A 21,068-nucleotide genomic window follows, 5' to 3' on the forward strand; every position below is an offset into this window, starting at 1 on the left:
CCAGGGCGGACCTGCGAACGCCGTTCAGGATATCCTGACGCGGTAGGTCTAAATTCCTTAGTAGTATCGAGTAGTTGGAGGGTAGGAGCCTGTCCCCATGGGTTGGCGCGGGCGTTGCTTACATTGGGGACATGATGGCTGGTATGCGCGGACGAGGGCTGGGGGGCGGGTTGGCCGCGACATTGGTGGCGGGGATCGTCGGATTGTCGACGGCCTGTGGTGAGCGTTCCGACAGGGCGGGGCACGAGTGCGGGGGGCCGGCGGGCGCGGACGTGCAGATCGATGTGGCGCCGGGGCTGTACCGGGTCGAGGTCGAGCAAGGCGGCGAGCGGGCGGCGGTGTGGTGGCCATCGCGGATCGAGGATCGGTCGACGGCGACGCGCGACTCGCTCGTGATGGTGGGCCCGGACCGGTGGCTACGGGTGACGACGGCGGCGGGCAAGATCAACGTGCAGGAGTGCTGGGCGGGCGGGACGCCGGAGGGTGGCTGTGACGAGATCGGCCCGCCGCGCAGCGGGACGATGACCCTGACGCTCGATGGCTCCGAGGTGGCGCGCTTGGCGCTGTTCGCGCCGGTCGACGAGACGATCGCGATGGCGGGGTGCCCGACGCGGCGCCACGGCCAGATCCGCTGATCGATCGCGCCGGGGGCCGAGGGCGCGCGCGGCGGGGTGACCGCGGCCGATCGCGCCGGGGGCCGAGGGCGCGCGCGGCGGAGACCGCGGCCGATCGCGCCGGGGGCCGAGGGCGCGCGCGGCGGAGACCGCGGCGCACGCGCCGGGTGACAGCGGCGCGCGCGGGTGGTAGCGACCGGGGATGCGGATCGTGCGCGCGCTGGTGCTGGCGATGGTGGTCCTGGCGGGCGGGTGCGATCGCTCGGCGCCGGCGGCGAGCGCGGCGCGGATCGTGACGTTGACGCCGAGCGCGACCGAGCTGGTGGCGGCGCTGGGCGCGGACGGCGCGCTGGTGGGCGTCGACGCGTACTCGACCTACCCGGCGCGGGTCGCCGGGCTGCCGAAGGTGGGCTCGTTCATCGCGCCGGACTTCGAGGCGATCGTCGCGCTGCGGCCGACGCTGGTGGTGGCCGACGACATCCACGACGACGCGGCGGGGGCGCTGACCGGGGCCGGGGTCGCGGTCGTCAAGCTGCCGATGCACGCGCTGCCCGACGTCGAGCGCGCGCTGGTGACGCTGGGCGCGAAGCTGGGGCGGGCGCGCGAGGCGCGGGCCCGGCAGGACGAGATCGCGGCGGCGCGGGCCGGCGCGGCGGCGCGCCACGTGGGCCGGACGCGGCGGGTGCTGATCGTGATCGACCGCGCGCCGGGTGGGCTCGACGGCATGGTCGCCGCGGCCAACGGCAGCTGGATGGATGAGCTCGCGGCGATGACCGGCGCGGCCAACGTCCTGGCGGGCGCGGCGACGCGCTACCCGAAGGTGACGGCGGAGGAGATCGTGCGGACCGCGCCCGACACGATCCTCGACGTGTCGTTCACGGCCGACGCGGCGACGGCGCTGGCCGAGTGGCGGTCGCGGCCGGAGCTGGCGAGCGTGCCGGCGATCCGCGACGGCCGCGTGCGGGTGCTGAAGGCGCCGTACTTCCTGGCGCCGTCGCCGCGGATGGCGGCGGCGCTGGCCGAGCTCGAGGCGGCGCTGGGGCCGTGACCGTGGCGGCGCTCGTGCGGTCGATCACGGCGCGACGGATCGGGTGACCGGGCGCGCGCGGGGCCGCCGTAGCATCGTGACCATGCGCATGGGGCGACTGCTGGGGATCGCGGTGATGGTCGTGCTGGGCTGCGGCAACGACGAGGCCCGGCCGATCGACGCCGCCGTCGACGCGCTCGACGCGAGCGGGAGCGCGTGCGGCGTGCTGCCGGACCCGGGCGGGTGCCAGTTCGTCGAGGAGTCGCTCGACGCGTGCCCGAGCGTGCAGGAGGCGTGCGGTAGCCTGTGCGACGCGGTGCCGAAGTGCTGCTACTGCAGCGGGACGCTCTGGTTGGTGCTCGAGATCGACTGCGCGCGGTGCGGCGACGGCGGCAGCCCCATCGAGGACGCCCGCGAGGCCGACGCCAGCTTCGCGCCGTGACACGGGGAGCGCGGCGTGTGCTGCGCCGTCGTCGACGGCGAGGGGCCGGCGCGGATCGTCGAGGTCGTGCGCTGCGACGCGGGCGTCTCCCCCGACGCGCCGCCCGACGCCGCGGTGACCGCGGTCGCCGCGGTCGCGCCGCCCTGAGCCCGCGCCGGGGCGTGGTACCAACGGGCGTGCTCGCGCTCGACGACGTGACCTTCGGCTACGACGCCCGCGCGGTGGTGCGCGGCGTGTCGCTGACGGTGGCGCGCGGCGAGCTGGTGGCGCTGGTGGGGCCCAACGGCGCGGGCAAGACCACGGTGGCGCGGCTGGCGGCGGGGCTGGCGCCGCCGCGGGCCGGCACGGTGCGCGTCGACGGGCGCGACCCGGGCGCGACCACGCGCCGGGCGCTGGCGCGGACGCTGGCGTACCTGCCGCAGCGCTACGAGCTGGCGTTCCCGTTCACCGCGCTCGAGGTGGTGCTGATGGGGCGCTACGCCCGGCAGCGCGGGCCGGGGCTCGACAGCGCGGCCGACGAGGCGGCGGCCCGGGCGGCGCTGGCGCGGTGCGACCTGGCGGACCTGGCCGAGCGGCGGTTCGACGCGCTGTCGGGCGGCGAGCGCCGGCGCGTGGTGCTGGCCCAGGCCCTGTGCCAGGGCGCGGACGCGATCATCCTCGACGAGCCGACCGCCGCGCTCGATCCGGCCCACGCGATCGCGGTGGCGCGGGCGCTGGCCGACGAGCGCGGCCGCGGCGCGGCGGTGCTGATCGTGACGCACGATCTGGATCTGGCGGCGCGGTTCGCCGACCGGATCGTGGCGATGGCCGAGGGCGAGGTGGTCGCCGACGGCGCGCCCGAGGCGGTGCTGACCGACGCGCGGGTGCAGGCGGCGTTCGGCGTGACCCTGCACGTCGGCGCGCTGCCCGACGGCGCGCGGTTCGTGGTGGCGCGGTGAGCTGCGTCGGCGGCGCGGCGGCGGGTGGCCTGCTGCGCGGCGGCGCGATGAGCGTCATCAGCGGCGCACCGGGTGGCGCGCTGCCCGACGGCGCGCGGTTCGGGGTGGCGCGGTGAGCCGCATCGGCGGCGCGGCGGCGGGTGGCGCGATGCGTCATCGGGGGGGGAGCGGGTGGCGCGGTGCCCGGCGGCGCGCGGTTCGGGGTGGCGCGGTGAGCGGCATCGGCGGCGCGGCGGCCGGTGGCCTGATGCGCGGCGGCGCGATGCGCGTCATCATCAGTGCACCGGGTGGCGCGCTGCCCGACGGCGCGCGGTTCGGGGTGGCGCGGTGAGCTTCGTCGGCGGCGGCGCGCGCCTGACCCGGGCCCGGTGGGCGGCGGTGCTGGTGATCGGGCTGATCGTGCTGGCGGTGGCGGTGCTGCTGGCGCCGCTGGTGGGCCCGGGCGCGCACGGCCGCGGCGTCGGGGTGATGTCGCCGCGGGCGCTGTGGTCCGACGGCACCGACGCGACGATCTTCTGGCACGTGCGGCTGCCGCGCACGCTGGCGGCGGCGCTGGTGGGCGCGGCGCTGGCGGCGGCGGGGTGCGCGTTCCAGGCGGTGCTGCGCAACCCGCTGGCCGAGCCGTTCACGCTGGGCGTGTCGTCGGGCGCGTCGCTGGCGGCGGTGATCGCGATCCGCCTGGGCGTGGTCGGCATCGCCGGCACCGCGGGCGTGGGCGCGGCGGCGGTGCTGGGCGCGCTGGCGGCGGTGGCGCTGGTGTGGCAGCTGGGCCGGGTCGGCTCGACGCTGCCGCCGGCGACGCTGGTGCTCGCGGGCGTGACCGTGTCGATGTTCTGCTCGGCGGCGGCGCTGGTGGTGCAGGCCACCGCCGACTTCGCCGAGATGAGCCGGATGCTGCGGTGGATGATGGGCGGGCTCGAGTGGACGCAGCTGGCGACGGTGGCGCGGGCGCTGCCGGCGCTGGCGGTGGGCGCGCTGGTGCTCCTGTGGCTGGGGCGCGATCTGAACGCGCTCGCGGCCGGGCCCGAGGCCGCGGCGTCGGTCGGCGTCGCGGTCGGCCGGGTCCAGACGCTGGCGTTCGGCGCGGCGTCGCTCCTGGTCGGCACCAGCATCGCGATCGCCGGGCCGATCGGGTTCGTCGGGCTGATCGTGCCGCACGCGCTGCGCGCGATCGTCGGGCCCGATCACCGCGTGCTCTTGCCGATGTCGCTCATCGGCGGCGCCGTGCTGGTGGTCGGCTGCGATACGCTGGCGCGCGTGCTGGGCCAGCTGCCGGTCGGCGTCGTCACCGCGCTCGCGGGCGGGCCGTTCTTCCTGGTGCTGCTGGTGCGGGGCAAGCGCGGCTCGGCGCTGTGGCAGAGCGAGTGAGCGCGGTCGTCGCGCACCTGGTCGAGTCGATCGGGCCGGCGAGCGCGGCGATGGCGGCGGCGCGCGCGGCCGACGGACCGCTGGCGGCGTGGCTGGCGGCGGCCCGGCACGCGCGGACGCCCGCGCTCGCGCGACGGACGGTGGTGTGCGTGCTGGCCGATCACGGCGTGGTCGCGACCGGCGGCGCGCTGGGGGCCGAGCACCCGACGGCGATCGCCGCGACGACGATCGCGCGCGGCGAGGCGGCGCTGGCCCGGGCCGCGGCGGCGGCGAGCGCGGCGCTGGTGCTGATCGACGCCGGGGTCGCGGCGGCGGGCGCGCTGCCGCCGGCGGTGATCTCGGTGGCGCGCGGGCCGTCGGGCGATCTGGCCGAGGGCGCGGCGCTGACGCCGGTCGAGGTGATCGCCGCGCTCGAGGCCGGGGTGGCGATCGCGACCGCGCTCGCCGAGGGCGGGCTCGACCTGCTGGCGGTCGGCGCGCTGGGCGCGGGCGGCGACCTGGCGGCGGCGGCGGTGATCGCGGCGCTGACCGGTGGCGGCGCCGAGCTCGCGGCGGCGGACGGCCGGGCGCTGGTCGCGGCCGGCCTGGCGCTGGTCCCGCCGGGGGCGACCGCCCTCGACGTGGTGGCGGCGGTCGGCGGGCGCGACGTGGCGGTGGTGGCGGGGATGATCCTGGCGGCGGCGGCGACCTACGTGCCGGTCGTCCTCGACGGCGCGGTCACGCTGGCGGCGGCGCTGGTGGCGGCGCGGCTGGCGCCCGACGTGCGCGGCTACCTGGCGTGCGCCCACGCCGGCGGCGGCGCGGCCGCGGCGGCGGCGCGGACCGCGCTCGGGCTGACGCCGGTGCTGTCGGTCGGGCTCGGCAGCGGCGAGGGCACCGGCGCGGCGATGCTGCTGCCAGTGCTGGCCGCGGCCGTCACGGCTGGGTGAGGCCGGCCGGGACCAGCAGCGGCTCGCAGTCGATCATGCCGTCGCACACGTTGTCGGCCTTGAGCGTGAGGAACCACGCCCGCACCGGGGTCACCGCGGTGCGCGCGTCGCCGAGCAGCATGATCGTGCGCGGCTGCGGATCGGCGTTGGCCGGGCGCACGACCAGGAACGGCGCGCACGCCTGGGTGGCCGGCATCATCCCGACGCTGGTGTCGTTCTGCGGGATCAGCCCCACGTCCCAGTCGCCCTGCATCATGCCGCCGACGATCCGCCAGTCGCAGCCCATGCCGACGAGGCCCGGCAGCGTGACCTTCTCGACCTCGCCGCACGCGCCGGTGTTGCTGTCGACGCCGACCCGGCACTCGGAGCCGTCGGCGCCGGCGCACTTGAGCGGATCGGGGTCGTACGCGCACCGGCTCGAGGCGCCGCCGTCGAGCGCGCGCAGCGTCGCGCACTCGAGGCTGAACAGGTGGGGGAACATGATGTCCTCACACGCCGCCGGATCGCCGGCGTAGCGGCCGACGTCGTCGTTGCAGGCGTGGACGCCGATGTTGCAGCCGAGCGGGCCGCCGCGATCGATCGCGCACGGCAACGCCGGCGCCGGCCGGCCGTCGCAGTTGCTGTCGGTGCCGTCGCAGATCTCGGGATCGCCCGCGGCCCGGGTGTGCCCCGGCGCCTGCTCGTCGCAGTCGCTGGGCCGCGGCGCGCAGGTGACGCGATCGGGGCGGAGCGCGACCGCGCCGCACCGGCTCGAGCCGCTGCCGTCCGGGTCGGCCGGCTGGGTGGGCCCGCCGTCGCTGCGGGCCTCGTCGCCGCACACGCCCGAGCAGTCGAAGTCGATGTGCAGGCAGTCGACGGTGTCGGGCAGGTCGGGGTTGCCGGCCCGGAACGCGGCCTCGTTCTGGCCCGGGAACACCGTGCCGGGGTTGATCATCCAGCCGTCGGGGCCGCCGAGGCGCACGGGCGCGGGGGCGTCGAGGCAGTCGCCGCAGGCGACGCCGTCGCCGTCGCCGTCGGTCGCGGTCGAGGCGTCGGCCGGGTCGAACGGCGCGCAGTCGGCCGCGTCGAGCGTGCCGTCGCAGTCGGCGTCGTCGGCGCGCCCGATGCTCCAGCTGCCGTCGTCGGGATCGCGGTAGAGCGCGCACTCGCCGGCGGGGCCGGCGGGGAGGTAGCTGTCCGTCCCGAGCGTCAGCCGGACCAGCCCGACCTGGCCGTCGACGAACTTGACCGTGGTCGGGTACGCGGCGAACGCCAGCGGCTCGATGCGCTCGGGCGGCTGCCCGCGGGTGATCGCCGCCGCGATCTGCAGCTCGCCGATCGCCGCGAGGTCGCCCTCGGGCCGCAGCAGGTAGCGGTACGGCGACTCGACCTCGCCGAAGGCGCGGGTGGTGCCGCCGTCGCTGACCACGAACTGCGGCAGTCCGGCGACGGCGGTGCCGACGTAGATGCGCAGCTGATCGGCGCCGGGCGGGATCGACCCGGCCTCCCAGTTCACCTCGACCATCAAGCCGGTCTCACCGGAACACGCCGTCGCGACCACGAGCGCGAGCGCGCCCAGGTGGCGGCGGCCGAACACCCTCGAGGATCGGCGCATGGGCCCATGATACGCCGATCGCGCGGCGCGGGCAGCGCCGCAGGCGAGAGCGTCGCCCGGATCACATCGCGACGAGCTGCTCGACCATCCGCCGGACCAGCGCGTGGACGCCCGGATCACAGCGCGTCGAGCTGCGCGACCATCCGCCGGACCGGCACGTGGACGCCCGGATCACAGCGCGACGAGCTGCGCGACCATGCGCCGGACCAGCACGTGGACGCCCGGATCACAGCGCGACGAGCTGCGCGACCATCCGCCGGACCAGCGCCTGGGCGCGGGCGGGTACCAGGGCGCGCGCGCGCAGCGCGTCCCACACCGGCCCACCGAGCGCGAGGTCGAGCAGCTCGAGGCGGTCGGGGTGATCGGCGACCTCGGCGGCGAACACCCGCGCCACCTGGGCCCGGCGGCGCGCGGCGTTGCCGGCGATCGCGGCCGCGACCACGGGGTAGTCGGCGGCGAACTGCGCGGCCGAGGCCCGGATGGGGCGCGAGCCCTCGAGCTCGCGCGCGCGGATCGGCACGAACGCGGCGACGCGCGCGGCCACGGGCAGCGCGGCCGCGGGCTCGGGCGAGTCGGGGCGCTCCTGGTACAGCGCGGCCGCGGCGCCGAACAGATCGCCGCGCGTCGGGAAGTGCTGGCCGATCGACCGCAGCGACACCTGCGCCCGCGCGGCGATGGCGGCGGCGGTCGGGTTGATCTCGCCGGCGCGCACCAGCGCCATCAGCGCGTCGAGGATCGCGCCCCGGGTGCGGACCGTGCGGGCGCGGCGGCCGTCGACGGGAGGCGCGGCCGCGGCGGGCGGGCGCGGCGCGGACGGAGGGCGCATCGCCTGTGATGGAAGCACCTCGGCGCCGGCCGCGCCAGCGTCACGGATCGTCGGCGGGCGGCGGCAGGCGCATCCTGGCGATCGAACCGCCGGCCGCGCCAGCGTCACGGATCGTCGGCGGGCGGCGGCAGGCGCATCCTGGCGATCGAACCGCCGGCCGCGCCAGCGTCACGGATCGTCGGCGGGCGGCGGCAGGCGGCCCGCGGCCTCGTTGTAGCCGTTGCGGGCGCGCGCGTCGTCGGGGTCGAGGGTCAGCGCCTTCTTGAAGCTGGCCTCGGCGGCGACCGCGTTGCCGCTGTTGAGGTACGCCTCGCCGAGCAGCGTGTAGATGCGGGCGCGGCGGGGCGCCAGCTTGGCGGCCTTCTTGAGCTGGGTGATCGCGGGGCCGTACTGGCCCTGGGACAGCGCGACCTCGCCGAGGCCGATCACCGCGTCGATGTTCTTCGGGTTCGACGCCAGCGCCTTGGAGTAGTTGCTGGCGGCGCTGACGGGATCACCCGAGCGCAGCGCCGCGTCGCCGGCCTTGGCGTAGAACTCGGCCATGCCCGCGGCCTCGTCGTCGGGCGCGGTGGTGACCGAGCCGGAGCCCGAGCCCGAGCCGTCGGTCGGGAACGGATCGTCGAGGGTGCGGCCGCTGCTGCCGGAGCCGGATCCGGACGTGCGGCCGCGCGGCGGATCCTTCGGTGGATCTTTCGGCGGGTCCTTGGGCGGGTCGACCGCCGGGACCGCCGCGTCGGGCGTGACGTCGACGGGCGCCGCGACCCCCGCGTCGACGGCCACCGCCGCGACCGGGTTCGGCGCGGCCGGCTGCTTGGACTTCTTGCCGCCGCCGAAAAGCAGCGCGGCGACGATCAGCGCCAGGGCCGCGCCGCCGGCGATCAGGAACGGCTTGGTCAGCGAGCGCCGCGGCCGGTACAGCTCGTCGTCGGCGTAGCTGTCGCCGGGATCGATGAAGGTGCGCGCGGCCTCGAGGCTGGCGACGCCGCTGGCGCCGGGATCCCCGCCGTCGCCGTCGGCGAACCAGGCGCCGGACAGGTGGCCCTCGGGCTCGGGTGGGGCGCTCGCGCGGCGGGCCCGCGGCACGGCCTGGTCGTCGTCGGGCTCGGGCGGTGCGCTCGCGCGGCGGGCCCGCGGCTCGTCCTCGAGCGGGGCGACCGGCGCGGTGCTGACCCGGCGGGCGCGCGGCCCGGGCTCGGGCTCGAACTCGACCGCGGGCGCGGCGCTGGCCCGTCGAGCCCGCGGCTCCAGGTCATCCCGGCTGCGCGGCGGCTCGGCCTCGGAGCCGTGGCGCACGCGCTCGGTCAGCTCGGCCGACGGCGCCGCCGGCCCCGACGGCACGTCCGCCACCGCGACCGGGATCGCGACGCGCTCGCTGGCGGTCGGCTCGGCCGGCGTCGGCGCCGCGGGCATCGTCGGCACACCGACCGCCGGCGTCCCGGTCGGCCCGCGCCGGCCGCTGGCCGAGGACGCGTCCTCGATCGGCACGGCGCCGCCGCCGCGCAGGACCTCGGCCAGCTTGGTCGCGGTCACGAAGCGATCGTCGGGCGCCTTGGCCAGGAGCCGCGCGATGACGGTGTCGAGCCAGGCCGGCACGTCGGGCCGGCGGCTCGCGACCCGGGGCGCGACCTCGCTGACGTGGCGGGTGAGCACGTCGAACACCCGGCCGCCGACGAACGGCGGCTCGCCGGTGAGCATCTCCATCGCGATGCAGCCGAGCGAGTACAGATCGGCGCGGCGATCGGTCGGATCGCCCTTGGCCTGCTCGGGCGACATGTAGCGCGGGTCGCCGAAGGTCATGCCCAGGCTGGTCGAGGCGGCGCCGCCGCCCTGCTCGACCAGCTTGGCGAGGCCGAAGTCGAGCAGCTTGACGAAGTTGGCCTTGCCGCGGCGGACCGCGAGGTAGACGTTGCGCGGGCGCAGGTCGCGGTGGACGAAGCCGACGGCGTGGGCGTCGACGAGCGCCTCGGCCGCCTGGATCAGCACGTCGAGCGTGTGCTCGATCGACAGCTGGCCGGCGCGCGCGAGCACCATGTCGAGGGTCTCGCCCTCGAGCAGCTCCATCGCCAGATACAAGCGCCCGTCGGCGGTGCGGCCGAAGTCGTGGATCTCGACGATGTGCTCGTTGTCGATCTCGGCGACCGAGGTGGCCTCGCGCCGGAACCGCTCGATCGCCAGGTCGTCGCGCGACAGCTCGTGGTGCAGGACCTTGATCGCGACCTTGCGGCGGAGCGTGACGTGCTCGCCGCGGTAGATCGTCCCGGACTTGCCGGCGCCGAGGCGATCGACGACCAGGAAGCGCTCGCCGAGGATGCTGCCGATCAGCTCGTCGACGACCCCATCGCGCACCCGCGGCGTGCCGCACGCGGGGCAGAACAGCGCCGCGGGCGAGAGCTCGCGCCGGCAGCTGGCACACGGGACCGGGACGGGGTTCATGTCGGGCAAGGGCATCGGGGTTCCGTCGTCGGGCCGGCGATGCGCGTGTGGAATATAGCGCATGCAGTCCGAACCTTCCTGACCACTTGCACGCTGTGGGCCAGGGTGCGCAGGCGGGCGCGCAGGCGCGGGGAGATCAACAAGTTCAATCGGTTGACGTCAACGACCGTCCAGCGCCGCCGTATCTCGCTGTTCTCGATCTCAGGAATCCATCGACACGCCTGTCGCGATCTCGTCACTGTCTCGCGGGTGAACAGGTGCTGGTGGCGGGAAACCCGGCGTCACGCCAGCGCCGCCCACGTCAGCACGTGCGCGCCTGCGCCGGAGCCCGGGTGTCGGGAAATCCCGGGTGTCAGGCCAGCGCCAGGCCAGCGCGCCCCGCGCAGCGCGCCCGCGCAGCGCGCACCCGGCGTCAGCCCAGCGACCGCCACACCAGCCCGGCCAGCGCGCACCCGAGCAAGAGCCACGGGCCGCGCACCCGGAGGCCGAGCCCGGCGATCAGCGCCGCGGCGGTCAGCGCCACCGCCGCGCCGTCGACCGACGCCCAGACCGGGACCGCGACCGTCCACGGGCCGAGCGCGACCGGGCGCAGCGCCGCGAACAGGGTGTGCAGCGCGAACCACAGCGACAGGTTGGCGATCACCCCGACGACCGCCGCGGTGATGCACGCGAGCGCGGCGTGGAGCCCGCGGTGGCCGCGCAGCGCCTCGATGTACGGCGCGCCGACGAAGATCCACAGGAAGCTGGGCGCGAACGTCACCCACGCGGCGAGCGCCATCGCCGCGAGCCCGCCGCCGAGCCCGTCGACCGCGTGGGCGCCGACGAACGCGACGAACGGCAGCACCAGCACCAGCGGCCCCGGCGTGGTCTCGGCGAGGCCGAGGGCGTCGACCATCTGCCCCGGCGCCAGCCACGCGAGCGCGACCGCGCGCTGGCCGACGTAGGCGAGCGCGGCGTAGGCGCCGCCGAAGGTGACCAGCGCCGCCTGGCTGAACAGCACCGCCTGGTGGCGGTACAGGCTGTCGGGCGCCAGCGCCATCAGCGCCGCGACCGGCGCCAGCCACGCGAGCAGGCAGACCGCGAGGGTGCGCGCGGTCCGCGCGGTCGACGGGCGGGTGTGACCGAGCCCGCCGGCGGCCGCGAGCTGGGCGACGACGGTGGCGGGATCCTCGGGCGCGTCGGCGGCGGGCGCGGTCGGCAGCCACGCCGGCGCCAGCCCGTGCGCGAGCGCGCCGATGGCCGCGGCCCCGGCGACGATCACCGGGAACGGCACGCCGGCGATCGCGATCGCCCCGAACGCGGCCACCGCCAGCGCCTGCGGCAACCGGCGCCGCAGCGCCCGCTGGCTGATCCGCACCAGCGCGCCCGCGACCACGGCCACGACCGCGGCCTTGAGCCCGAACAGCAGCCCCGCGACCGCGGTCAGGTCGCGCCAGGTGCAGTACGCGGTCGCCAGCCCGGCGGCGATCAGCAGGCCCGGCAGCACGAACAGCACGCCGGCGATCAGCCCACCGCGGGTCCGATGCAGCAACCAGCCGATGTAGGTCGCGAGCTGCTGGGCCTCGGGCCCCGGCAGCAGCATGCAGTAGTTGAGCGCGTGGAGGAACCGGGCCTCGTCGAGCCAGCGGCGCCGGACCACCAGCTCGTCGTGCATCAGCGCGATCTGCCCGGCCGGCCCGCCGAACGACAGCCAGCCGATCCGCGCCCACACCCGGGCCGCGGCCGCGACCGTCACCGAGGGCGGAGGCGCGGCGGCGACCGGCACTACCGGCGCGCCCTCAGCGGACGTCACTACCGGCGCGGCCGCCGCGGCGGACGTCTCCGGCGGCGGGGCCTTCGCGGCGGACGTCTCCGGCGGCGGGGCCTCGGGCACGGCCGACGATAGCGCGGCGGCCGAGGCGCGCCGATCGTTCGGCGCGTCGATCAATCGGCGCGCGTGCGCAGGAGGTCGCGGACCGCGTCCTCGTAGTCCTCGTCCTTGATCACGCCGCGGTCGACCAGCAGCTTGACCAGCGCCTGCAGCCGGATCGCCAGGTCGGCCTCCTCGCTGGCGCGCAGGCGCATCGTCGCGGTGGTCTCGCCGGTGCCGTCGACGACGTCGGGGCTGACCCGCGCGTGCGGCTGCGTGACCACGACCGCCGTGCCGCCGAACGGGATCGCGGTGCGCCGGACCACCTGGGTCGTGAGCTGCTTGGCGCCGAGCTCGATCAGCTCGTCGATCGCCGACAGCGGCAGGAGCGCGACGTCGACGACGGCGCCGGTGACCCGCTCGATCTCGGTGATCGCCGCGGTGTCGGTCGGGTCGGCCATCGCCAGCCACAGCTCCTTGTCGTCGCGCTCGGGGCCGCCGCGCATCGCGAGCGGGACCACCCGGTGCTTGCGACACAGATCCCGCGGCACCCGGCGCAGCGCCTCGACGTCGGGCGTCACGGCGCGCGGATCGACCGCCAGGATCCGCAGCTCGCGCCGGAACGCGGCGACCAGCGCGACCTCGTCGACGCCGAGCTCGCGCACGACCACGACCGCGAGCGGCAGCGACCGCTCCTCGGCCAGCTCCTTGGCCCGGGTCACGTCGGCCCGGGACAAGAGCCCCGCGTCGACCGCGATCTGCGCCAGTGTCTTGGGCAAGCTGTGCACCCGAGAGGATTCGAACCTCTGACCTTTGGCTCCGGAGGCCAACGCTCTATCCAGCTGAGCTACGGGTGCGTACGGGCTTACACATACAGCGTTGCCCGCGCCCTCGCAAGCACCCGGAGTTGGCATTGCGCGGGTGCCTCGACATCGGTAGGGTCCCGGCGCCCCCACGGCAGGAATGATCATGGAGTCCAAGACCCAGCACCTCGATCGCGTCGTCATCCGATTCGCTGGCGATTCGGGCGACGGCATGCAGCTCACCGGCACCGAGTTCACCAAGGCCGCGGCCGAAGCCGGCAACGACATCTCGACGTTCCCGGACTTTCCGGCCGAGATCCGTGCGCCGGCCGGCTCGCTGTTCGGCGTGTCGGGCTTCCAGCTGCACTTCTCGTCGAACGAGATCCACACGCCCGGCGACGCGCCCGACGTGCTGGTCGCGATGAACCCGGCCGCGCTCAAGACCAACCTCAAGGATCTGGTCGACGGCGGCGTGCTCATCATCAACAGCGGCGCCTTCATCGAGAGCAACCTCAAGAAGGCGCAGTACACCTCGAACCCGCTCGAGGACGGCTCGCTGGAGCGCTACCGGGTCCACGCCGTCGACATCTCCGGCCTGACGGTCGCCGCGCTCGAGGGCGGGCCCCTGTCGACCAAGGAGAAGGGCCGCAGCAAGAACTTCTTCGCGCTCGGCCTGGTGTTCTGGATGTACGGCCGCGAGCTCGACAGCGAGATCCGCCGGATCACCAAGCAGTTCACCAAGCGGCCTGAGCTGGCCGAGGCCAACATCGCGGTGTTCAAGGCCGGCTACCACTTCGGCGAGACCGCCGAGGTGTTCCAGACGGTCTACAAGGTGCCGGCGGCGCGCTTCGCCCCGGGCACCTACCGCAACATCACCGGCAACGAGGCGCTGGCGCTGGGCCTCGTCGCCGGCGGCGAGCTGGCCGGCAAGTCGATCTTCTTCGCCGGCTATCCGATCACGCCGGCCTCGGCCATCCTGCACTCGCTCGCCAAGTTCAAGAACTACGGCGTGCTGACGTTCCAGGCCGAGGACGAGATCGCGGCGATCGGCGCGGCCCTGGGCGCGTCGTTCGGCGGCGCCCTGGCGGTGACCGCGTCGAGCGGCCCCGGCATCGCGCTCAAGGGCGAGGCCATCGGGCTCGGCGTCATGACCGAGCTGCCGCTGGTGATCGTCAACGTCCAGCGCGGCGGCCCGTCGACCGGCCTGCCGACCAAGACCGAGCAGAGCGATCTCGATCAGGCGCTGCACGGCCGCAACGGCGAGGCGCCGATCCCGGTGATCGCCGCGCGCTCGCCCGGCGACTGCTTCTACGCCGCGGTCGAGGCGCTCAAGATCGCCAGCCGCTACATGGTGCCGGTGATGCTCCTGTCCGACGGCTACATCGCCAACGGCTCGGAGCCGTGGCCGGTGCCCGACGTGACCGCGCTGCCGCGGTTCGACGTCACCCACCGCACCGACCCCGACGGCTACTACGTCTACGACCGCGACCCCACCACGCTCGCGCGGGCGTGGGCGGTGCCGGGCTCGGCCGGCCTCGAGCACCGCATCGGCGGCATCGAGAAGGACTTCCTGACCGGCAACATCTCGTACGAGCCGACCAACCACGAGCGCATGGTCCACGTCCGCGCCGAGAAGATCGCACGCGTGGCCCAGGACATCGGCGAGCTCGACCTGCGCGGCGAGGAGTCGGGCGACGTGCTCGTGATCGGCTGGGGTGGCACCTTCGGGTCGCTGCGCCAGGCCGTCGACGAGCTGCGCGGCCAGGGCAAGCGGGTCAGCCACGCGCACCTGCGCTGGCTGTCGCCGCTCGAGCCCGGCCTCGCGAAGATCATCGGCAACTTCAAGCACGTCGTGTGCGCCGAGCTCAACATGGGCCAGCTGCGCGGCGTCCTGCGCGCCAAGTTCCTGATCGACATCGCCGGGCTCAACAAGGTCCAGGGCCTGCCGTTCAAGGTGCGCGAGGTCGTCGCCGCGATCGAGCAGCTGCTCGACGGCGAGCGCCTGCCCGACGTCACCGTCCCCACCGCCCCCGCCGCCCGCGCCTAGGAGCTCCACCATGACCGAACCTGCCCAGAAGCTGGTCAAGCTGTCGAAGAAGGACCTCGAGACCGATCAGGACGTGCGGTGGTGCCCAGGCTGCGGCGACTACGCGATCCTCGCGATCGTCCAGCGCACGCTCGCGTCGCTCGGCATCAAGCGCGAGAACACGGTGTTCGTCAGCGGCATCGGCTGCTCGAGCCGGTTCCCGTACTACATGAACACGTTCGGGTTCCACACGATCCACGGCCGCGCGCCGGCGATCGCGACCGGCCTCAAGCTGGCGCGGCCCGACCTCGACGTGTGGGTGATCACCGGCGACGGCGACGGCCTGTCGATCGGCGGCAACCACATGCTGCACGCGCTGCGGCGCAACGTCGGCCTGAAGATCATCCTGTTCAACAACCAGATCTACGGCCTGACCAAGGGCCAGTACTCGCCGACGTCGAAGGTCGGCACCCGCGCGGCGTCGACGCCGTCGGGCTCGATCGATCACCCGCTCAACCCGCTGCAGTTCGCGATCGGCGCGGGCGCGACGTTCATCGCCCGGGCCACCGACACCGACGCCAAGGGCCTCGCGGCGATCCTCGACCGCGCCTACAAGCACCAGGGCTCGGCGCTGATCGAGGTCCTGCAGAACTGCCCGGTGTTCAACGACGGCATCTGGGATCAGGTCAAGGACGACGCCGCCAACCGCCAGCTGGCGCTGGTCGACGGCCAGCCCCTGACGTTCGCGGGCGGCACGATGGGCGTGCGCATGACGCCCGACCTCGTGCCCGAGCTGGTCAAGGTCGGCGACGACGGCGTGCCCAAGGAGTCGCTGCTGGTCCACCGCGAGCGCGGCAGCTCGGCCTACGCGCACCTGATCAGCAGCCTGACCACGCCGGAGTTCCCGGTGCCGGTCGGCGTGCTCCACGTCGAGGACAAGACCGCGTTCGACGTGATGGCGCACCAGCAGGTCACCGACGCCATCGCCAAGCAGGGCAAGGGCGACCTGGCGAAGTTGATGGTCCAGGGCATGACCTGGGAAGTCGGCGACGACGGTATGCGCCAGGAGTAGGCGCGGGGCCGGCGGCCGCGCCGCGGCGATGCGCAGGTGCGGTGGGCAGCGTCGGCCGCGGCGGCGGCGGCGGCGCGGCGCGACGATGCGCAGGTGCGGTGGGCAGCGGCGGCCGCGGCGGCGGCCGCGCGCGCGTGTCGCCGGTCGCGGCCGCAACGCGACCCGTGTGGCGACCGCGGTGGGCAGCGTCGGCCGCGGCGGCGGCGCGGCGCGACGCTGGTCGCGGCCGCGGCGCGCGCAGTGGCGGCCGCGGTGGGCAGCGGCAGCGGCGGCCGCGGCGCGGCGCGCGTGTCGCTGGTCGAGGCCGCAGCGCGACCCGTGTGGCGGCCTCGGTGGGCAGCGTCGGCCGCGGCGCGGCGCGCGCGTCGCCGGTCGCGGCCGCAACGCGACCCGTGTGGCGACCTCGGTGGGCAGCGGCAGCGGCGGCCGCGGCGCTGCGCGGCGCGTCGCCGGTCGCGGTCGCGGCGCGCGCAACGTGCGCGCCGCGCGGTGCTGGCGCGCACGATCGCAATCGCCGGCTCGCCGCGCGCGGTCACGCGGCGGCGCCGGCGCCCACGATCACGTCGGTCAGCTCAGCGGCCAGTCATTCGGGCGGGTGAGGACGCGGTTGCCGCTGTACGAGTAGCGGTGCGGCTGCTTGTAGGTCGAGTGCTGCTCGGCGGAGGTGTCGACGATGTCGACCAGCGTGGCCTTCGGGTAGGTCTTGGGCCGGGTGACCATGACCGGACAGCCGGCCCCGCGCACGACGGCCTCGGACACCGAGCCGAACAGCACGCGGTCGAGCCCGCGCCAGCCGTGGGAGCCGATGACCACCAGGTCGGCGCCGATCTGCTCGGCCAGGCCGAGGATCTCCTTGGCCGGCTTGCCGATGCGCACGTGGACGAAGAAGTGGATCTCGACGCCCGGGGCGCTGGCGGTGAACGCCTCGGCCAGCTTGGCGGCGAGGTGCTCGTGGACCTTCTCGGTGTAGTGGTAGTCGACCTTGGTGGTCGGCAGCCCTGGGACGCGATGGTCGTCATCGACCGCCACGACCACGTGCAGGACGTGGCGCGGGGCTCGGGTCGCCAGCTCGATCGCAGCGGTGAGGGCGACCTCCGCGGTGCTCGAGAAATCGTAAGCGACCACAACCTGCTGGCCTTCAGAGATGTGCATGTCCTCGCTCCAGGTTTCGGTTGCCCACCATGTGTGCACCGATCGTGCCGGGGCCTTGATCCGCGGGATCGTAGGCGACTCATCGTCGCAGGCGCGCAAGTATTGCGCGCAGACGCGCAGACCTCGCAAACACTGCGAAGCTGCTGCGGTGGCGCCGCGTTAGCATCGACCCATGACCAAGCAGCTCATCGCCCTGATGCTGAGCGCCGCAACGATGGGGGCCTGCAAGGGTGACAAGCCCGCGGCCAAGTCCACCGCGGCGGCGCCCGGAACTGCTCCGACGGCGCCAAGCGCGGATCCCGTGCCAGCCCCAGGCGCGGCGCCCGCACCGGACGAGGACGATCCCGACGAGGCCCCGGCGGCCCCCGACGAGGCCGCGGCGGCAACTGACGAGGCCGGCGACCCGAGCGGTTGCGCGGCGGTCGTGGCCCACCTGAGCGCTCTCGCTCAGACCGACGCGAAGGCGGCCGCCGTGTTCGATCCCGACAAGGCGCTCGGCGACTGCACGAGCAAGCGGGCCACCGCCAGCCACCTGGCGTGTCTGCTCCAGGCCGGGACGATCGCCGAGGGCGCCGAGTGCGATCGGGCCGAGTTCGCGAACGTGGACGTCGCGACCGCGGTCGGGCGCGAGTTCCAGGCGGGGCAGGACTCGCCTGAGGACAAGGCCGGCACCGAGGACGGCGACTACATCGTGTTCCGCTCGTCGAGCAGCCGCAAGTGCGGGTTCCTCTACCGGGAGCACCACTTCGCCGGCGCGATGTTCGTGATGTGCGCCGACGCGATCGTCTCGGGCGCCCTGACCACGGCGGCGGAGCTCCGCGACGTGACCCGGCAGCTGTCCGATCGGCAGCGCGCGGAGCACGAGGTCGTGAAGGGGATCATGGACAACTACCCGTACGGCCGCGCGACCCGGGTCTACGACCAGAACGGCGTGTACCAGGGCACGCGATACTCAGCGCGATCGACGCAACCGCGGGCGCGAGCGGTCGATAGGGGGGGCACGCGACCACGGAGGTCGCGCAGACCTGGAGGCGTCGATGACCACGAGCGCGCGATCGAGACGAGGACACCTGGGCCGGCGTGGCCCGAGCGCGGAGGTCGGCCGTGGGCCATGACCTCGACCAGCGCCGCGATCAGGCGGCGCCCGACAGCGGCGGCGCGGGCGGGGCGGCGCCGGGCAAGCGCGCGCTGACCGATCGGCTGGTGCGGCGGGCCCAGCGCAAGAACCCCGAGCTGCAGCACAAGCTCAAGTTCGCGCCGACCGCGTTCTCGAGCGCCCCGGTGGACTCGGCGGAGTTCGCCCAGGACGTCGCCGCCAAGCAGGCGTCCATCGGGCTCAAGGTCGACGGCGTCGTCGGCCCCACGACCAAGCGCGCGGTCATCGGCGATCCGTTCGACTTCCTCGACGCCGCCAAGGGCGGCAAGGGCACCAAGGGCGGCAAGGGCGCCAAAGGGTGGCGGGCACGGCGCGGCCGGGCCAGGCAAGCGCCGGGCCTTGACCACCGACATCGTCGATCGCCGGGACGAGGACGGTGGCACCCGCGTGGCCGCCAACTTCGGCCAGGACGACGGCATCACGGCCGACAGCTCGTTCGTGCTGTGCTACCCCGACGGCCGGCACGTCGGCGAGGGCGAGCTGACGCTCGTCGAGATCCTGCCCCACCACACCTGGCTGCGCACGCGCAAGACCACGTTCCAGACCGGCCTGCTGGTCGAGGCGAGCATCCCGCCCGAGCCCGAGGCGCCCGAGGAGGGGCCGATGCTGCACGGCGACGGATCGATCGGCGACGACGACGCCAGCCGGCTGGAGGCGTGACCACCGCGCGACGCGCACCGGCGGGACGAGCGCGGCGCCTCGATCGAGCGGTCAGGCGCTCACTGCGCGCGGTCGCCGCCGCGGGGACCGCTGGTCACTGCGCGCGCGCGCTCGCCAGCGCCGGCGCGGTGACCGCTCGATCAGGCGCTCGCGGCGCGCGGTCGGTCGGCAGCGCCGGCGCGGTGACCGCCGCGCGGCCGATCACTGCGCGCGGTCGGTCGGCAGCGCCGGCGCGGTGACCGCCGCGCGGCCGATCACTGCGCGCGGTCGGTCGGCAGCGCCGGCGCGGTGACCGCCGCGCGGCCGATCACTGCGCGCGGTCGGTCGGCAGCGCCGGCGCGGTGACCGCCACGCGGCCGATCACTGCGCGCGGTCGGTCGGCAGCGCCGGCGCGGTGACCGCCGCGCGGCCGATCACGATCTGCTCGAGATCGAGGCCGCCGGCGAACAGGTACGACACCGCCTCGGACCAGCCGTAGACCTCGACGCCGCAGGTGCCGGGGCAGTCGAGCGTGTGCGGGCCGGCGGCGACGGTGATGCGCCCGGCCTTGTAGGTGCCGCCGGCGAACGGCGCGAGCTGGCCGGACACGTCGGTGCCGTCGAGGCGCACGGTGGCGCCGGCGGGCGTGACGATCGCCAGGATGTTCTCCTGGTACTGCTGCGGCACCAGCACGGTGTAGGTCGTGCGGTACTGCTCGGTCGGCACCGCGAGCGCCATCGCCGGGTCACCGACGTCGGTGTCGGGCTGGGGCGGGATGTTCGACAGCAGGTAGTGCGCGACCGCGATCGGCTCGTTCGCCGACACCTCGACGTCGGCCGAGGTGAACACGTCGCAGTAGCCGCCCGCGGCGAGCGCGGTGGCGCAGCCGGGCTGGGCCGGGTTGAACGTGACCATCGTGCCGGGCCGCTGGGCGACGACGCGCACGAGGTCGGGGACCGCGTGGGTGCGCGCTTTGGAGTGCGCGACCACATAGACCTTGCCCCAGGTGCTGTTGGGGAAGAGCTGGTCCTCGAGGTGATCGGCGCAGCACGGCGACTGCGCCTGGTTGGTCAGGTTGGTGGCCTCGTGGCCGCCGAACGCGCCGCACGCCTGGCTGCAGGTGATCGCGGTGCCGGTGAGGTCGCCGCCGCCGACCGCCTCGAGCGTCAGCGTCTGGAACTGGGTCAGCGTGAAGCTCTGGGTGGCGCCGGCGGCGATCGCGGGGACGTTGGCGCCGGCGCGGACGCCGGCGGTCGGGCGCACCATGACGGTCGTGGTGCCGGCGCCCGACGCGACCACCGTGACGTAGCCGTTGTAGTCGTTCTTGGCCGGGCGTCGGACCAGCGTCTTGTAGCTGATGCCGGTGTAGTCGAGGTCGTAGGCGTGGGCCGGGATCAAGAGCGACGCGTCGTTCGAGAACACGCCGACGTTGTCGAGCGGGTTGAACTGGTAGGCGACGATCGGCGCGCTCGACACCAGCTTGTAGGCCTTGGCCTCGATGCCCGAGTAGTCGAGCGACTGATCGGCCATGCCGAGCTGCTGCGGGAACAGCGCCTTGACCTGGCCCGGCGCGATCGTGTCCGTGCCGGTCTGGCCGGCGGCGTTGGTGAGCGTGACCGTCACCGGCTGCGGCTGCGGGTTCGACACGACGATCGCGAACGGCGACTGCTGCGCGTTGAGCGCGCAGATGTTCATCGTCTGGCAGGTGTAGCCGGGCGACGCGGCGCAGCTCATGCCGTAGTCGCACAGCCCGGCGAGGATGCCGCCGGAGTTGCACACCGGCATCGGCACCGCCGGCACGAAGCCGGAGCCGCCGGCGGGATCGGGGCAGCCGAGGCCGGGCAGGAACTCGGTGCCGTTGACCTCGACGGCGTTGTCGAGATCGACCGGCCAGTACTCGCAGCCGAGGTAGCTGCGGCTGGCGACCGCGTCGTCGCAGCTGGTGCCGTTGGGCGTCGTGCAGACGCCGCCGCTGCAGCTGTTGGGCGCGCAGTCCTGGGTGGTCGGCCCGACGGTGCCGTCGGCGAGGCACGCGTGGATCTCGTTGCCGACGCAGACCGGCACGCCGGGCGTGCAGGTGCCGGCGGCCGCGTCGATCGGGGCGTCGTCGTCGTCGTCACTGCCGGTGGCCGACGGGCCACACGCGGCGATCGAGATCAGCAAGCACACGGACAAGAGCTGGCGCATCGGACCCTCCTGG

Annotated in this window: 17 protein-coding genes and 1 tRNA gene; 10 read left to right on the forward strand and 8 right to left on the reverse strand. The window is 75.0% G+C overall.

The window, feature by feature from the left end; all coding sequences use genetic code 11:
* Positions 1–131: 131 nt before the first annotated feature.
* The 6 genes from IPL61_27540 (at position 132) to IPL61_27565 (ending at position 5,318) form a co-directional block, all read left to right on the forward strand.
* Positions 132–635, forward strand: a complete 504-nt coding sequence (locus tag IPL61_27540; GenBank protein MBK9034974.1) for a hypothetical protein — start codon at positions 132–134, stop codon at positions 633–635.
* A 181-nt stretch (positions 636–816) separates the two neighbouring features.
* Positions 817–1,662, forward strand: coding sequence for an ABC transporter substrate-binding protein (locus IPL61_27545; protein MBK9034975.1), 846 nt, complete (start codon positions 817–819; stop codon positions 1,660–1,662).
* Between the two features lie 82 nt (positions 1,663–1,744).
* A complete protein-coding gene (locus IPL61_27550) occupies positions 1,745–2,083 on the forward strand; it encodes a hypothetical protein (GenBank protein MBK9034976.1) in 339 nt (112 codons plus the stop codon).
* Between the two features lie 176 nt (positions 2,084–2,259).
* Positions 2,260–3,021 carry an ABC transporter ATP-binding protein gene (locus IPL61_27555; GenBank protein ID MBK9034977.1) on the forward strand — a complete coding sequence of 254 codons (762 nt, stop codon included), beginning with the start codon at positions 2,260–2,262 and terminating at the stop codon, positions 3,019–3,021.
* Positions 3,022–3,348: 327 nt separating this feature from the next.
* A complete protein-coding gene (locus IPL61_27560; GenBank protein ID MBK9034978.1) occupies positions 3,349–4,389 on the forward strand; it encodes an iron ABC transporter permease in 1,041 nt (346 codons plus the stop codon).
* Positions 4,386–5,318 carry a nicotinate-nucleotide--dimethylbenzimidazole phosphoribosyltransferase gene (locus tag IPL61_27565; GenBank protein ID MBK9034979.1) on the forward strand — a complete coding sequence of 311 codons (933 nt, stop codon included), beginning with the start codon at positions 4,386–4,388 and terminating at the stop codon, positions 5,316–5,318. The genes IPL61_27560 and IPL61_27565 overlap by 4 nt, the downstream gene beginning before the upstream one ends.
* On the opposite strand, the gene IPL61_27570 is transcribed toward IPL61_27565, so the two are convergent.
* The 6 genes from IPL61_27570 to IPL61_27595 form a co-directional block, all read right to left on the reverse strand.
* Positions 5,305–6,912: a putative metal-binding motif-containing protein gene (locus IPL61_27570; GenBank protein MBK9034980.1), complete on the reverse strand. Its 1,608-nt coding sequence runs from the start codon at positions 6,910–6,912 to the stop codon at positions 5,305–5,307. The genes IPL61_27565 and IPL61_27570 overlap by 14 nt on opposite strands.
* Before the next feature lie 226 nt (positions 6,913–7,138).
* Positions 7,139–7,738, reverse strand: coding sequence for a hypothetical protein (locus tag IPL61_27575; GenBank protein ID MBK9034981.1), 600 nt, complete (start codon positions 7,736–7,738; stop codon positions 7,139–7,141).
* Between the two features lie 168 nt (positions 7,739–7,906).
* Entirely contained in the window at positions 7,907–10,171 is a 2,265-nt protein-coding gene (locus IPL61_27580; protein ID MBK9034982.1) for a protein kinase, read from the reverse strand.
* A 412-nt stretch (positions 10,172–10,583) separates the two neighbouring features.
* The gene (gene chrA / locus IPL61_27585) at positions 10,584–11,936 is read right to left on the reverse strand and encodes a chromate efflux transporter (protein ID MBK9034983.1); all 1,353 of its coding nucleotides are present in this window, start codon (positions 11,934–11,936) and stop codon (positions 10,584–10,586) included.
* Between the two features lie 158 nt (positions 11,937–12,094).
* Positions 12,095–12,799: a hypothetical protein gene (locus IPL61_27590; protein ID MBK9034984.1), complete on the reverse strand. Its 705-nt coding sequence runs from the start codon at positions 12,797–12,799 to the stop codon at positions 12,095–12,097.
* Between the two features lie 4 nt (positions 12,800–12,803).
* Positions 12,804–12,877 (reverse strand) — tRNA-Arg (locus IPL61_27595).
* A 112-nt stretch (positions 12,878–12,989) separates the two neighbouring features.
* Between IPL61_27595 and IPL61_27600 the strand changes: the two genes are divergently transcribed.
* Positions 12,990–14,870 carry a 2-oxoacid:acceptor oxidoreductase subunit alpha gene (locus IPL61_27600; GenBank protein ID MBK9034985.1) on the forward strand — a complete coding sequence of 627 codons (1,881 nt, stop codon included), beginning with the start codon at positions 12,990–12,992 and terminating at the stop codon, positions 14,868–14,870.
* 10 nt (positions 14,871–14,880) lie between these two features.
* Positions 14,881–15,921 (forward strand): 2-oxoacid:ferredoxin oxidoreductase subunit beta, encoded by a 1,041-nt coding sequence (locus IPL61_27605; GenBank protein ID MBK9034986.1) that lies wholly within the window; start codon positions 14,881–14,883, stop codon positions 15,919–15,921.
* Positions 15,922–16,488: 567 nt separating this feature from the next.
* Here IPL61_27605 and IPL61_27610 read toward each other — a convergent pair.
* A complete protein-coding gene (locus tag IPL61_27610) occupies positions 16,489–17,046 on the reverse strand; it encodes a universal stress protein (protein MBK9034987.1) in 558 nt (185 codons plus the stop codon).
* 199 nt (positions 17,047–17,245) lie between these two features.
* Between IPL61_27610 and IPL61_27615 the strand changes: the two genes are divergently transcribed.
* Positions 17,246–18,265: a hypothetical protein gene (locus tag IPL61_27615; protein MBK9034988.1), complete on the forward strand. Its 1,020-nt coding sequence runs from the start codon at positions 17,246–17,248 to the stop codon at positions 18,263–18,265.
* A gap of 303 nt (positions 18,266–18,568) precedes the next feature.
* Positions 18,569–18,889, forward strand: a complete 321-nt coding sequence (locus tag IPL61_27620) for a hypothetical protein (GenBank protein MBK9034989.1) — start codon at positions 18,569–18,571, stop codon at positions 18,887–18,889.
* Between the two features lie 360 nt (positions 18,890–19,249).
* Here IPL61_27620 and IPL61_27625 read toward each other — a convergent pair whose 3' ends face one another.
* Positions 19,250–21,055 (reverse strand): IgGFc-binding protein, encoded by a 1,806-nt coding sequence (locus IPL61_27625; protein MBK9034990.1) that lies wholly within the window; start codon positions 21,053–21,055, stop codon positions 19,250–19,252.
* Positions 21,056–21,068: the final 13 nt, after the last annotated feature.

This window comes from Myxococcales bacterium (assembly GCA_016717005.1).
In the GTDB taxonomy this organism is placed as follows: Bacteria; Myxococcota_A; Polyangia; order Haliangiales; family Haliangiaceae; genus UBA2376.

Excerpts from the sequence above, each read along its gene's own strand:
- IPL61_27625 (MBK9034990.1), bottom strand. The coding sequence starts at position 21,055 with ATGCGCCAGCTCTTGTCCGTGTGCTTGCTGATCTCGATCGCCGCGTGT.
- IPL61_27605 (MBK9034986.1), top strand. The coding sequence starts at position 14,881 with ATGACCGAACCTGCCCAGAAGCTGGTCAAGCTGTCGAAGAAGGACCTC.
- IPL61_27570 (MBK9034980.1), bottom strand. The coding sequence starts at position 6,912 with ATGCGCCGATCCTCGAGGGTGTTCGGCCGCCGCCACCTGGGCGCGCTC.
- IPL61_27550 (MBK9034976.1), top strand. The coding sequence starts at position 1,745 with ATGCGCATGGGGCGACTGCTGGGGATCGCGGTGATGGTCGTGCTGGGC.
- IPL61_27615 (MBK9034988.1), top strand. The coding sequence starts at position 17,246 with ATGACCAAGCAGCTCATCGCCCTGATGCTGAGCGCCGCAACGATGGGG.
- IPL61_27575 (MBK9034981.1), bottom strand. The coding sequence starts at position 7,738 with ATGCGCCCTCCGTCCGCGCCGCGCCCGCCCGCCGCGGCCGCGCCTCCC.
- IPL61_27600 (MBK9034985.1), top strand. The coding sequence starts at position 12,990 with ATGGAGTCCAAGACCCAGCACCTCGATCGCGTCGTCATCCGATTCGCT.
- IPL61_27580 (MBK9034982.1), bottom strand. The coding sequence starts at position 10,171 with ATGAACCCCGTCCCGGTCCCGTGTGCCAGCTGCCGGCGCGAGCTCTCG.
- IPL61_27545 (MBK9034975.1), top strand. The coding sequence starts at position 817 with ATGCGGATCGTGCGCGCGCTGGTGCTGGCGATGGTGGTCCTGGCGGGC.
- IPL61_27540 (MBK9034974.1), top strand. The coding sequence starts at position 132 with ATGATGGCTGGTATGCGCGGACGAGGGCTGGGGGGCGGGTTGGCCGCG.